This is a genomic window from Streptomyces sp. NPDC043738, from assembly GCF_056436545.1.
The window spans coordinates 172,732-185,829 of record NZ_JBWKCJ010000010.1 but is presented as its reverse complement, the minus strand read 5'-3'; the positions used below and the strand labels follow the sequence as shown (position 1 = coordinate 185,829).

General features: G+C 72.9%; 9 protein-coding genes. 8 read left to right on the top strand and 1 reads right to left on the bottom strand.

The window, feature by feature from the left end:
* Positions 1–136: 136 nt before the first annotated feature.
* On the bottom strand, positions 137–1,057 hold the full coding sequence (locus AC0680_RS16285) for a sugar phosphate isomerase/epimerase family protein (RefSeq protein WP_478628863.1): 921 nt from the start codon (positions 1,055–1,057) through the stop codon (positions 137–139).
* A gap of 548 nt (positions 1,058–1,605) precedes the next feature.
* Here AC0680_RS16285 and iolC point away from each other — a divergent pair.
* From iolC to AC0680_RS16245, 8 genes are all read left to right on the top strand, one after another.
* Positions 1,606–2,598 (top strand): 5-dehydro-2-deoxygluconokinase, encoded by a 993-nt coding sequence (gene iolC / locus AC0680_RS16280; RefSeq protein ID WP_478628860.1) that lies wholly within the window; start codon positions 1,606–1,608, stop codon positions 2,596–2,598.
* Between the two features lie 90 nt (positions 2,599–2,688).
* The gene (locus AC0680_RS16275) at positions 2,689–3,576 is read left to right on the top strand and encodes a Cgl0159 family (beta/alpha)8-fold protein (protein WP_478628857.1); all 888 of its coding nucleotides are present in this window, start codon (positions 2,689–2,691) and stop codon (positions 3,574–3,576) included.
* A gap of 98 nt (positions 3,577–3,674) precedes the next feature.
* On the top strand, positions 3,675–4,610 hold the full coding sequence (gene iolB / locus AC0680_RS16270) for a 5-deoxy-glucuronate isomerase (RefSeq protein WP_478628855.1): 936 nt from the start codon (positions 3,675–3,677) through the stop codon (positions 4,608–4,610).
* Positions 4,607–6,490, top strand: a complete 1,884-nt coding sequence (gene iolD, locus AC0680_RS16265; protein ID WP_478628853.1) for a 3D-(3,5/4)-trihydroxycyclohexane-1,2-dione acylhydrolase (decyclizing) — start codon at positions 4,607–4,609, stop codon at positions 6,488–6,490. The genes iolB and iolD overlap by 4 nt, the downstream gene beginning before the upstream one ends.
* Positions 6,491–6,534: 44 nt before the next feature.
* Positions 6,535–8,028: a CoA-acylating methylmalonate-semialdehyde dehydrogenase gene (locus AC0680_RS16260; RefSeq protein WP_478628852.1), complete on the top strand. Its 1,494-nt coding sequence runs from the start codon at positions 6,535–6,537 to the stop codon at positions 8,026–8,028.
* A 138-nt stretch (positions 8,029–8,166) separates the two neighbouring features.
* Positions 8,167–9,291 (top strand): hypothetical protein, encoded by a 1,125-nt coding sequence (locus AC0680_RS16255; RefSeq protein WP_478628850.1) that lies wholly within the window; start codon positions 8,167–8,169, stop codon positions 9,289–9,291.
* 170 nt (positions 9,292–9,461) lie between these two features.
* Positions 9,462–12,185 (top strand): alpha/beta fold hydrolase, encoded by a 2,724-nt coding sequence (locus tag AC0680_RS16250; protein WP_478628847.1) that lies wholly within the window; start codon positions 9,462–9,464, stop codon positions 12,183–12,185.
* On the top strand, positions 12,182–13,042 hold the full coding sequence (locus tag AC0680_RS16245) for an ABC transporter permease (protein WP_478628846.1): 861 nt from the start codon (positions 12,182–12,184) through the stop codon (positions 13,040–13,042). The genes AC0680_RS16250 and AC0680_RS16245 overlap by 4 nt, the downstream gene beginning before the upstream one ends.
* Positions 13,043–13,098: the final 56 nt, after the last annotated feature.

Sequence of the window (13,098 nt, the reverse complement as noted above, 5' to 3'; positions counted from 1 at the left end):
CGAGCGTGGCAGCAACCGAGTGCAGCAGGCGAGTGCGGCAGCAGCCGAGTGCAGCGGCAGGCGAGCACGGCAGGCGAGCGCGGGTGGCTGCGGGTGACTGCGGGCGAGTGCGGCTGACACTCGGACGCCGACCCGCTCAGGCGCCGCAGGAGCGCAGGAAGCGGCGCGTGCGCTCGGCGATGGGGAACGGCTGGTCGGGCGGGCAGGGGTACATGTCCTGCTCGACGATGGCGAAGAGGTCGACGTCCAGCTCCTGCGCGGCCTCCAGGACGGGCGGCAGTGCGGGCACGCCGAGCGGCGGTTCGCACATCACGCCTTGCTGGACGGCCGGGCCGAAGGGTGTGCCCTTGGCGACGACGTCGCTGAGGATGTCCGGGTCGACCTGCTTGAGGTGGAGGTAGCCGATCCGCTCGCCGTAGGTGCGGATCAGCTTGACGCTGTCCCCGCCGCAGTAGGCGTAATGGCCGGTGTCCAGGCAGAGGTTGACCAGGTCGGAGTCGGTCACGTGCAGGAACCGCTCGACGTGCTCCTCGGTGTCGATGTGGGTGTCGGCGTGCGGGTGGACGACGATGTCCAGCCCGAACTCGTCCTGTACGCGCTTGCCCAGCCGCTCCATGCCGGTCGTCAGGTGCTTCCACTGCTCGACGGTCAGCTCGCGCGGTTCGAGTTCCTCGGCGGTCTTGTCGTCCCGCCAGAAGGAGGGGATGACGACCAGGTGCTTGGCACCCATGGCCTGGGTGAGGGTGGCGACCTCGGAGACGTGCGCCCAGGTCTTGTCCCAGACGGACGGGCCGTGGTGCATCGAGGTGAAGATCGTGCCGGCCGAGACCTTCAGGCTCCGGCGGGCGATCTCGTCGTGCAGGACGGTGGGGTCGGTGGGGAGGTAGCCGTACGGGCCGAGCTCGATCCACTCGTAGCCGGCCTCGGTGACCTCGTCCAGGAAGCGCTGCCAGGGGACCTGCTGGTCGTCGTCGGGGAACCACACCCCCCATGAGTCGGGGGCGGAACCGATGCGGATGCGGTCCAGAACGCGGGGGGCGGCATGGGGAACGGTCATGCTGCGGCTCTCCTCTCGCCGGTCGGCGGTGACCGGGAGGCGCTGGGTGGGTTGTGGGGCACAGCCTCTCTGGCACCCCGGGGAGTGTCAAGACTTCGTCCTGACATAAGGACTTAAGGACTTTGTTGCGGCGGGCGGGCGGGCGGGCGGGTGAGGGCGGGGGCTGGAGGTGTGGGGTGCGGGTGGGGGTTGGGGCTGGGGGTGAGTGCGTGGGTGTGGGGGCTGGGGGTGTGGCGTGATGGAGGAGTTTGTCGGGCGGGTCGGGCGGGGCGGGTGTGTTGGGAAGCGCTCGCGGGTGCCTCGCGGGCACCTCCGGGGCACCTCGGGCGCGCCTGGGGGTCGTCTCAGGGGTGCATCGGGCGCGCATCGGACGCACCCCGGGGGCGGCTTTCGCGGTCCTTGACGTCAGAATGTAAGGACAAACTGTTGACAGGGTCTGATGCTCACCGTTAGACCTTTCCTCAGAGTCGAACCCGCCGAACCCGCCGAACCCGCCGATCCCGGCGAACCCGCCGACCCGCCGCGCCGGCCGACCCGAAGGGGCGCATATGACCGAGCCGTACGACCTGATCACCATGGGTCGCATCGGAGTCGACATCTATCCGCTGCAGACCGGTGTGCCGCTGGCGCAGGTGGAGACGTTCGGGAAGTTCCTCGGTGGTTCGGCCACCAACGTCGCGGTGGCCGCCGCCCGGCTCGGGCGCCGTAGCGCGGTCATCAGCCGCACCGGGCGCGACCCGTTCGGGGACTACGTCCATCAGGCGCTGCGCGGGTTCGGGGTGGACGACCGGTGGGTGACTCCCGTCGAGGAGTATCCGACGCCGGTCACCTTCTGCGAGATCTTCCCGCCGGACGATTTCCCGCTCTACTTCTACCGTCGCCCCAAGGCCCCCGACCTGGTCATTCACCCCGAGGAACTGGATCTGGACGCCATCGCGGCGGCCCGGATCTTCTGGATCACCGGCACGGGGTTGTGCGAGGAGCCCAGCCGCGGCGCCACCCTCGCCGCGCTGGAGGCCCGCGCCGAGGCCGGCACGACCGTCTTCGACCTGGACTGGCGGCCGATGTTCTGGGGCGGTGAGGGCGGCGCCTCCGGGGACGGCGGGGCGAGCGGCGCCGCGGCGATGGCCACCGCCCGCCCGTATTACGAAGCGGCCCTGCGGCACGCCACCGTGGCGGTCGGCAACGTCGACGAGGCCGAGGTCGCCACCGGAGTGCGCGAGCCGAAGGAGTGCGCCCAGGCGCTGCTGGAGATGGGCGTCGAGCTCGCCGTCATCAAGCAGGGGCCCAAGGGAGTGCTCGCCGTCCACCGCGACGGCCGCACCGCCGAGGTCCCGCCCACCCCCGTCGAGGTCGTGAACGGGCTCGGCGCCGGCGACTCGTTCGGCGGGTCGCTGTGTCATGGGCTGCTCTCCGGCTGGGAGCTGGAGCCGATGATGCGGTACGCCAACGCCGCCGGCGCCATCGTCGCCTCCCGTCTGGCCTGTTCCTCCGCCATGCCCACGGCCGACGAGGTCGAGGCGTTCCTCGCGGGGCGGTAGCCCCATGGGCCCTGGCCCGCCGGCAGCCGCCGACGGCGCGGCCCCGCGCCACCCCGCCCCACCTGTGCACTCAAGAAGGTGAGTTGAGCCTTGACCCCTCGGATCAGTGACCTCGCGACGCTGCGGGCCCGGAACCCCGGAGCCGTCGCGGAGGCCGCCGCGCGCCGCGCCCGTCGCCCGCTCCTCGGTGACAGCGGCCGGCTGATGATCGTCGCCGCCGATCATCCGGCCCGCGGCGCGCTCGCCGTCGGTGACCGGCAGCTCGCCATGGCCAACCGTCTCGACCTGCTCGAACGCCTGGTGCTGGCGCTGTCGCGGCCCGGTGTGGACGGGGTGCTGGCCACCGCGGACATCCTGGAGGACCTGCTGCTGCTCGGCGCCCTGGAGGGCAAGGTGGTGATGGGCTCGATGAACCGGGGCGGCATCGCGGGCGCCTCGTTCGAGATGGACGACCGGTTTACGGGCCATCGGCCGCAGGACCTCGCCCGGCTCCGCTTCGACGCGGGCAAGCTGCTGCTGCGGATCGACTACGACGACCCGGGGTCGCTGACCACCATGGAGGCCACCGCCCGCGCCATCGACGAGATGGCCGCGCGGGAACTGCCCGTCTTCGTCGAGCCGTTCCTCTCCTCCCGGATAGACGGCAAGGTCCGCAACGACCTCAGCCCCGAGGCCGTGACCCGTTCCGTCGCCATCGCCTCCGGCCTCGGCGGCACCTCCGCGTACACCTGGCTCAAGCTGCCGGTCACCGACGACGCCGACGCGATGGCGCGGGTCTGCGAGACCACCACCCTGCCGACCGTGCTGCTCGGCGGCGACATCGGCAGCACCGTCAAGGACCAGGAGGCCGCCTACGAGAAGTGGCGCAAGGCGCTGCGGCTGCCGACCGTGCAGGGCCTGGTCGTCGGGCGCTCCCTGCTCTACCCGGCCGACGGGGACGTCGCGGCCGCCGTGGACACCGCCGTGGGCCTGCTGTGAGCCGGGGGCACCTCCCGGCCGCCGGTGCACCGGGGCGGAGTCCGGGGGAGTCCGACGAGGTACTGCAAACGCCGCGATTTCCGCAGGAGACTCGATCCATGAGCAATGTGAGCACGGAATTCCACCTGAGGGCCGGTGAGGCGGCCGCGGGACCGTACGCGCTGGACATCGACCCCGAACGGGCCGGCTGGGGGTACTCCTCGCTGCGCGTGCTGGAACTGCCGCCCGGTGGCCACCACTCCTTCGCCACCGGCGACAGCGAATGGATCGTGCTGCCGCTGTCCGGCGGCTGCACGGTGCTGACCGACGGCGGCGACGGCGGTGAGTCCTTCGAACTCACCGGCCGGGAGAGCGTGTTCAGCGGCGTCACCGACTTCGCCTACGTCCCCAGGGACGCGCAGGTGCAGATCACCAGCGGGGCGGGCGGCCGCTTCGCGCTGACCGGGGCGCGCTGCGAGCGCCGCCTGCCCGCCCGCTACGGTGCCGCTTCCGATGTCCCCGTGGAACTGCGCGGCACCGGCAACTGCTCCCGCCAGGTCAACAACTTCGGGGCCGCGGCCCCCGCCGGGGGCGATCGCCGACTGGGTTTCGAGTGCGACCGGCTGATCGCGGTGGAGGTGCTCACTCCGGGCGGCAACTGGTCGTCCTATCCGCCGCACAAGCACGACGAGTGCCGCCCGGGGGAGGAGAGCGAGCTGGAGGAGATCTACTACTTCGAGATCGCGGCGGCGCACGGCACGGACGGTGTGGGCTACCAGCGTGTCAGCCCGTCGGGGCGCGGCCGCGGTACGGACGTGCTCGCCGAGGTCGCGAGCGGTGACGCGGTGCTGATCCCCGACGGCTGGCACGGCCCGTCCATCGCCGCCCCCGGCCACACCATGTACTACCTCAACGTCATGGCCGGGCCCGGCGAGACCCGCGAGTGGCTGATCTGCGACCACCCCGACCACGGCTGGATCCGCGGCACCTGGCCGGACCAGCCCGTCGACGCCCGCCTCCCCCTCTACCAAGCGCCCGCAGGAGACGCCCGATGAACGCCCCCACCACGCGCCGCCTGACGGTCGCGCAGGCCCTGGTCGAGTTCCTCGCCCACCAGTACACCGAGCGGGACGGCCGCCGGCACCGCCTGATCAACGCCTGCTGGGGCATCTTCGGCCACGGCAACGTCGCCGGGATCGGGCAGGCGCTGCTGGAGTCCGGTGAGGCGCTGCCGTACCTCCAGGGCCGCAACGAGCAGGCCATGGTGCATGCCGCGGTCGGCTACGCCCGGCAGCGCGACCGGCTCGGTGCGCAGGCCGTCACCACCTCCATCGGCCCCGGCGCCACCAACCTCGTCACCGGCGCCGCGCTGGCCACCGTCAACCGCCTGCCGGTGCTGCTGCTGCCCGGTGACACCTTCGCCACCAGGGCGGCAGACCCCGTCCTGCAGCAGCTGGAGGTTCCGCACGCGGGTGATGTGTCGGTCAACGACGCGCTGCGCCCGGTGTCGCGCTACTTCGACCGGGTCACCCGCCCCGAGGCGCTGATCCCGGCGGCGCTGCAGGCGATGCGGGTGCTCGCCGACCCCGTCGACACCGGCGCGGTCACGCTGGCGCTGCCGCAGGACGTGCAGGCCGAGGCGTACGACTGGCCCGAGGAGTTCTTCGCCGACCGGGTCTGGCGCATTCCCCGGCCCGCCCCCGACGTCGGCGCGCTGGCCGAGGCGGTACGGGCGATCCGCGGGGCCCGGCGGCCCCTGCTGATCGCGGGCGGCGGGGTCCACCACTCCGAGGCGGAGGAGGCGCTGCGGGCCTTCGTCGACACCACCGGGATCCCGGTGGCCGCCACCCAGGCGGGCAAGGGCTCGCTGCGCCACGACCACCCCGCCGATGTGGGCGGCATCGGTCACACCGGTACCGCCACCGCCGACGCACTGGCCCGCGAGGCGGATCTGGTCATCGGTGTCGGGACCCGCTACACCGACTTCACCACCGCCTCCGGGACGCTCTTCGCGGCGCCGGACGTCCGGTTCCTCAACCTCAACATCGCCTCCTTCGACTCCCACAAGCTCGGTGCCCTGTCCCTGGTGGCCGATGCCCGCGCCGGGCTCGAAGCGCTCACCCTGGCGCTGTCCGGGCACCGCGTCGAGGAGGGGTACGAGGCGGCCTACGGGGCGGCGAAGGCGGACTGGGAGCGGCGGGTGGATGCCGCGTACGGCGCCCCGGACGCCTCCGTGCGCCCCTCCCAGACGCAGGTCCTCGGCGCGCTGGACGCCCTCGTCGACGACACCGACGTGATCATCAACGCTGCCGGGTCCCTCCCCGGTGACCTGCACAAACTCTGGCGCGCCCGGTCGCCTCGGCAGTACCACCTGGAGTACGGCTACTCCTGCATGGGCTATGAGATCCCCGCCGCGATCGGGGTCCGGCTCGCCGCGCCCGACCGGCCGGTGTGGGCGCTGGTCGGCGACGGTACGTATCTGATGAACCCCACCGAGATCGTCACCGCGGTCCAGGAGGGCATCAACATCAACATCATCCTCGTCCAGAACCACGGCTATGCGTCGATCGGCGGTCTGTCGGAGCAGACCGGCGGCGAACGCTTCGGAACGGCGTACCGTTTCCGTGACAAGGACGGTACGTACACGGGAGCGCCGCTGCCCGTCGATCTGGCCGCCAACGCCGCCTCGCTCGGTATGCGGGTGCTGCGTGCCGCCACCGTCGCCGAGCTGCGCACCGCGCTCGCCGAGGCGCGGAGCTCGAACCGGCCCACATGTGTCTATGTCGAGACCGAAACGGCCGACACTGTGCCGGGCGCGCCGGAGGCGCAGGCCTGGTGGGATGTTCCTGTTGCCGAGACCGCGACACGTCCGGCGGCGGTCGCCGCCCGTGAGGCGTACGACCGGCACGCCGCCGGGCGCCGCCGCCACCTCTGACCCTGACCCCCGTTCGAAGTCGTCACCCCAGAAAGGCCCCTCGCATGAAGACCATCAGCCACTGGATCGGCGGCAAGCCCGTCGAGGGTGTCTCCGGCAACTTCGGCCCGGTCTACAACCCGGCCACCGGTGCCCAGGAGAAGCAGGTCGCCTTCGCGTCGGTCGACGAGGTCGACGCGGCGGTCCGCGCCGCCAAGGAAGCGTTCCGCACGTGGGGCACCAGTTCGCTGGCCAAGCGCACGTCGGTGCTGTTCAAGTACCGCGAGCTGGTCGACGCGCACCGCGAGGAGCTGGCCCGGCTGATCACCGCGGAGCACGGCAAGGTGCACTCCGACGCGCTGGGCGAGGTCGCCCGCGGTCTGGAGATCGTCGAGCTGGCCTGCGGTATCCCCGAGAAGCTCAAGGGCGAGCTGTCCACCCAGGTCTCCACCCGGGTTGATGTGGCGGCGATCCGCCAGTCGCTGGGTGTGGTCGCCGGCATCACGCCGTTCAACTTCCCGGCGATGGTGCCGATGTGGATGTTCCCCCTCGCCATCGCGTGCGGCAACACCTTCGTGCTCAAGCCGAGCGAGAAGGTTCCCAGCGCCGCCTTCAAGCTCGCCGAGCTGGCCGCGGAGGCGGGGCTGCCCGACGGCGTGCTGAACATCGTCAACGGCGACAAGGTGGCGGTCGACGCCCTCCTGGAGCACCCCGACGTCGCCGCGGTCTCCTTCGTCGGCTCCACCCCCATCGCCCGCTACATCCACACCACGGGTACCGCCAACGGCAAGCGCGTGCAGGCGCTGGGCGGCGCCAAGAACCACATGCTGGTCCTGCCGGACGCGGACCTCGACCTGGCGGCGGACTCGGCGATCAACGCCGCGTACGGCTCAGCGGGCGAGCGCTGCATGGCGATCTCGGTGGTCGTCGCGGTCGGGGAGACCGCCGACCCGCTGATCGGCAAGATCAAGGAGCGGGCCGACAAGCTGCGGATCGGTCCCGGCGACGACCCGGCCTCCGAGATGGGCCCGCTGATCACCAAGGTGCACCGCGACAAGGTCGCCTCGTACGTCACCGGTGCCGCGGCCCAGGGCGCCGATGTCGTCATCGACGGCACCGGCTACACCGTCGAGGGCTACGAGGACGGCCACTGGCTCGGTGTGTCCCTCCTGGACAACGTCACGCCCGAGATGGACGCCTACCGGGACGAGATCTTCGGCCCGGTGCTGTCGGTGGTCCGCGTCGAGACCTACGACGAGGCCATCGCGCTGATGAACAACTCGCCGTGGGGCAACGGCACCGCGATCTTCACCCGTGACGGCGGTGCCGCCCGCCGCTTCCAGCTGGAGGTCGAGGCCGGCATGGTCGGTGTGAACGTGCCGATCCCGGTTCCGGTGGGCTACCACTCCTTCGGCGGCTGGAAGGACTCGCTCTTCGGCGACCACCACATCTACGGCAACGACGGCGTGCACTTCTACACCCGCGGCAAGGTCGTCACCACCCGCTGGCCTGACCCGTCCGACGGTGGCATCAACCTGGGCTTCCCCAGCAACCACTGACGTCATCGCCGACGGACGGCCCTGCCGGACGCGCTGACCGGACCCCCTGCCGAACCCCTTGCCGGACCCCCTCGGCAGGGGGTTCGGCCCGTTGCTACCGTGCATCCTCGCCGCACACCAACTCCATCGGGGGAAGAAATGCACCAATCCATGGCGCTCGCCAAGGGCGCCCGTATCACCGGCGGGGCGTTCTGCCTGCTGTTCTTCCTCTACACGGCGTACTGGCTGGCCGTCGACGTCGGGGAGTTCGGCCTCGTCGGCCTCTGGGATTCCTGGACCTTCCAGAGCCGCGGCGGCACCAACCAGGTCACCGGTCCGTTCCACCTCGGCCTGGCAGTGGTGCAGCTGGCGGCGGCGCTCGCCGCGTTCGCCGGGCAGCGGGTGGCCGGCGGGCTGCTGGCCGTCGCCACCACCTTCACCTGGGCCACCGCCCTGCAGGCCGCGGTGAGCGTCGGCAGCCACACCAGCGACGACAAGTGGTTCCTGCACGCCGAGACCGCCACCTCGACGTTCGACGGCGTCTTCATCAGCAGTGTGCTGCTGTTCCTGGTGACCGTCGTCGCCGGCATCGTGCTGCTCGCCGGTATGCGGTCCTGGCCGCGCACCTCCCCCAGCGACCCGCCGATGCGCCCGGCGCCGACGGCGGGCGTGGTGGCCGGGCTGCTGCTCGGCGCGATGGTCCTGTGCAATGTGGCCTGGCACCTCTACATGCTGGTGGAGGGCGGCACCAGCTCCTTCGAGATGCTCTATCTGGGCCGGGGGGTGCTCAGCTCCCTGCTGGCCATGTCGCCCGGCTGGTCGGCCCTGGTGTTCCTCGCGCTGACCGCGCTGGCCGGGCTCAACAGCCTGATGCGGGGCAGCGCGGCCCGTGGTCTGGCCATGGGGCTGTCGATGGTGACGCTGCCCAGCGCCCTGCTGACGGTGATCGGGCTGGCCGGCAACGGCGCCCTGTTCGAGCTGAGCGACAGCATGCCGGGCCTGAGCATCATCGGCGACATCCAGCTGCTGCTCGACCTGCTCGGCTCGGTGGCGCTGCTGGTGCTGATGGGCCGCGGCGAGCCGGTCGCCCCGGCCTGGTATCCGCCGGCCCAGGCCCCGCAGTTCGCCGTCCCCGGCTTCGTCCCGCCGCCCGGCCCGCAGATGCCGCCGGCCCCGCAGATGCCGCCGCCCGGCCCGCAGGTCCCGCCGGCCCCGCCCGCCTGGCAGCCGCCCGGCAACCCGCCGCCGCCCCCGCAGGGCGGTTTCGGTCCGCCGCAGTACTGATACGACGGCCGCCCGGCACCCGCGAAGAGCGGTGTGCCGGGCGGCCGCCGTTCGGACCCCGCGTACCGCGTTCGCGGTACGCGGCCGGCGCACCCTACTCCCCGGGGAGAGGGCCGGATTCGGTCCGGGGTACCGGCCGCCCGCCGCGGCCGGTACCTAGGATTTCCGGTATGGATCTCCGAGGTCTCAGACTGCGACTGCGCGGGCGGCGGCTGTACGCCGCGGTGGGCGCGCTGGCCGTGCTGGCGGGAGGCGGCACCTGGGCCGCCGCCTCCTCGGACGCGGCGCCCGCCGTCCACCGCGAGGACCGTCTGCTGACGATGCCGCACAGGCCCGGCAGCAAGAAGGAGGTGCGGATCGACACCTCCTTCTTCACCGCGCGGCAGGGCTCCGGCGGGCGGCGGCCCGCGGTGCTGCTCGGCCACGGGTTCGGCGGCAGCAAGGCCGATCTGCGCCCGCAGGCCGAGCGGTTGGCCCGGGACGGGTACGCCGTGCTGACCTGGTCGGCGCGCGGCTTCGGCAAGTCCACCGGGAAGATCGGGCTGAACGCCGCGGACGGCGAGGTCGCCGACGTCAGCCGGCTGATCGACTGGCTGGCCGAGCGCCCCGAGGTGCGGCTCGACAAGGCCGGCGACCCCCGGGTGGGCGTCGCCGGCGCCTCGTACGGCGGCGCGATCTCCCTGCTGGCGGCCGGCCACGACCGGCGCGTCGACGCCATCGCCCCGCAGATCACGTACTGGAACCTCGCCGACGCCCTCTTCCCGCACGGGGTGTTCAAGAAGCTGTGGGCGGGGATCTTCTTCACCACCGGCTCGGCGGGCGCCCCCACCGGCGCGCCCGGAGCCGCCCCGACCGCGCCCGCTTCGTACCGCGGCTGCGGGAGGTTCGAGCCCGCGCTGTGCCGGATGTACGAGCGGGTCGCCGAGAGCGGCACGCCGGACGCCGCGGCCCGGCGGCTGCTGGCGGACCGCAGCCCGTCCGCCGTCGGCGACCGCATCAAGGTGCCGACCCTGCTCATGCAGGGCCAGACCGATTCGCTGTTCCCCCTCGACCAGGCCGACGCCGCGCGCAAGGCGATCCGGCGCAACGGGGCGCCGGTGGACGTCGACTGGATCTCGGGCGGCCACGACGGCGGGGACCGCGAGAGCGCCCGGCTCCAGGCACGTACGAAGGCCTGGTTCGACCGCTACCTCAAGGGCGACAAGGGCGCCGACACCGGGCCGGCGTTCCGGATCAGCCGGACCGGCGCAGTGGACTCCACCGACGGCACGGTGCGGCTGCGCGGCGCGAGCGCGGAGCGCTACCCGGGGCTCGCGGGCGAGGTGCGGCGCATCCCGCTCACCGGCCCCGCCCAGACCTTCCGCAATCCGGCCGGCGCCGGTCCGCCCGCCATCTCCGCGGTGCCCGGCGTCGGCGCGCTCGGCACTCTCTCCGCCCTGGGCACCGGCGGTCTGTCCCTGGACTTCCCCGGCCAGTACGCCCGCTTCGACTCGGCGCCGCTGACCGACTCCGTCCGGCTCACCGGCAGCCCCACCGCCACGGTGCGGGTGCGGTCGGGGGCGCCGGACGCGGTGCTCTTCGCCAAGCTCTACGACGTCGCCCCCGACGGCCGCCGTCAGGTGCTGCCCGCCCAGCTCGTCGCGCCGTACCGCGTCGCCGGCGCCCATGAGGGCCGGACCGTCCGGCTCCGGCTGCCCGCCGTCGACCATGACTTCGCCGCCGGGCACCGGCTGCGGCTGGTGCTCTCGGCCACCGACCTCGGTTACGCCTCACCGTCCGAACCCACCACCTACACCGTCGCGTTGCGGGGCGGCGGCGCGCTGAGGGTGCCCACCGCGCCCGAGATGCGCAGTGCGGCCGCCCCGCTGCCGGCCTGGACCTGGGCGCTGCCCGCCGCGGCCGCGGTCGTCGCCGCGCTGCTGGTGCTCACCGCCCGCCGCCGCACCGCGGCGCCCGCCCCCGACCCAGCGCTCGCCGATGTCCCGCTGCGGATCAGCGGGCTGAGCAAGCGCTACGCCGGGTCCGCGGACCGCTATGCGGTACGGGAGCTGTCCTTCGGCGTGGACAAGGGGCAGGTGCTCGGTCTGCTCGGGCCCAACGGGGCGGGCAAGACCACCACGTTGCGGATGCTGATGGGCCTGATCACACCCGACGACGGAGAGGTGAGGATCTTCGGGCAGGCGGTCCGGCCGGGCGCCCCGGTGCTGTCGAGGGTCGGCGCGTTCGTCGAGGGCGCCGGTTTCCTGCCGCATCTGTCCGGCCGCGCCAATCTGGAGCTGTACTGGCAGGCCACCGGCCGGCCCGCCGCCGACGCGCACCTGGACGAGGCGCTGGCGATCGCCGGCCTCGGCGACGCGCTGCAGCGTGCGGTGCGCACCTACTCCCAGGGCATGCGGCAGCGCCTCGCCATCGCCCAGGCCATGCTCGGCCTGCCGGATCTGCTGATCCTCGACGAGCCGACCAACGGCCTGGACCCGCCGCAGATCCGCGAGATGCGGGACGTGATGATCCGTTACGCCGCCGCCGGACGCACCGTCATCGTCTCCAGCCATCTGCTGTCCGAGGTCGAGCAGAGCTGTACGCATCTGGTCGTCATGGACCGCGGGCGGCTGGTGCAGGCCGGGCCGGTCGAGGAGATCACCGGCTCCGGCGACACCCTGCTGGTCGGCGTCGCGGAAGGTGTCGGCGACGCCGTGGTGGAGAAGGTCGACGCGCTGGCGGGGGTCGCCTCGGCGGTACGTGCCGAGGGCGGCCTGCTGGTTCGGCTGGACGGCACCCTCAGCACCACCGGGCTGCTGACCGAGCTGCTGCGGCTGGAGATCGCGGTGGACCGGCTCGGCCCGCACCGGCGTCTGGAGGACGCCTTCCTCACCCTGATCGGAGGCGACCGATGAGCGCGACCACCACGGCGCACGCGCCGGGCTACCGGCCGCGCCGCACCCTCCCGCTGCGCGTGGAGGCCCGCCGCCAGCTGCGCCGCCGGCGCACGCTGGTGGTCGCCGCGATCCTGACGCTGCTGCCGTTCGTGCTGGTGGCGGCGTTCGCGATCGGCGGCGACCCGAGCGGCCGCGGCAACGGCCGGATCACCCTGATGGACAGCGCCACCGCCTCCGGCGCCAACTTCGCCGCCACCGCGCTGTTCGTCTCCGCGGGCTTCCTTCTGGTGGTCCCGGTGGCGCTGTTCTGCGGCGACACGATCGCCTCGGAGGCGAGCTGGTCCTCGCTGCGCTATCTGCTCGCCGCGCCGGTCCCGCGGGCCCGGCTGCTGCTGAGCAAGCTCACCGTCGCGCTGGCGTTCAGCGCCGCCGCGATGCTGCTGCTGCCGCTGGTCGCACTGGGGGTGGGCACCGCCGCCTACGGCTGGGGGCCGCTGCAACTGCCCACCGGTGGCGCGTTGCCGGCGGGGCAGGCGGCGGTGCGGCTGGCGGTCGTGGTCGGCTATGTCTTCGTCAGCCAGCTGGTCACCGCGGCGCTGGCGTTCTGGTTGTCGACGGTGACCGACGCGCCGCTGGGCGCGGTCGGCGGCGCCGTCGGGCTGACCATCGTCGGCAACGTCCTGGACCAGGTCACCGCGCTCGGCGGCTGGCGCGACGCGCTGCCCGCCCACTGGCAGTACTCCTGGGCGGACGCCCTGCAGCCCCGGATGGAGTGGTCCGGGATGATCCAGGGCTCGGCGGTCTCGGTGTCGTATGCGCTGGTGCTGTGCGCGCTGGCGTTCCGGGGGTTCGCCCGTAAGGACGTGGTGTCGTGACGGCGGGGTGAGGGGCGGCCGGGCCGGGCGGGGGCGACCGGCGCATCGGGGCCGGG

What these genes read in the sequence shown, in the direction of transcription:
- AC0680_RS16285 (WP_478628863.1), bottom strand. Translation starts at nt 1,057, where the DNA reads ATGACCGTTCCCCATGCCGCCCCCCGCGTTCTGGACCGCATCCGCATC.
- iolC (WP_478628860.1), top strand. Translation starts at nt 1,606, where the DNA reads ATGACCGAGCCGTACGACCTGATCACCATGGGTCGCATCGGAGTCGAC.
- iolB (WP_478628855.1), top strand. Translation starts at nt 3,675, where the DNA reads ATGAGCAATGTGAGCACGGAATTCCACCTGAGGGCCGGTGAGGCGGCC.
- iolD (WP_478628853.1), top strand. Translation starts at nt 4,607, where the DNA reads ATGAACGCCCCCACCACGCGCCGCCTGACGGTCGCGCAGGCCCTGGTC.
- AC0680_RS16260 (WP_478628852.1), top strand. Translation starts at nt 6,535, where the DNA reads ATGAAGACCATCAGCCACTGGATCGGCGGCAAGCCCGTCGAGGGTGTC.
- AC0680_RS16255 (WP_478628850.1), top strand. Translation starts at nt 8,167, where the DNA reads ATGCACCAATCCATGGCGCTCGCCAAGGGCGCCCGTATCACCGGCGGG.
- AC0680_RS16250 (WP_478628847.1), top strand. Translation starts at nt 9,462, where the DNA reads ATGGATCTCCGAGGTCTCAGACTGCGACTGCGCGGGCGGCGGCTGTAC.
- AC0680_RS16245 (WP_478628846.1), top strand. Translation starts at nt 12,182, where the DNA reads ATGAGCGCGACCACCACGGCGCACGCGCCGGGCTACCGGCCGCGCCGC.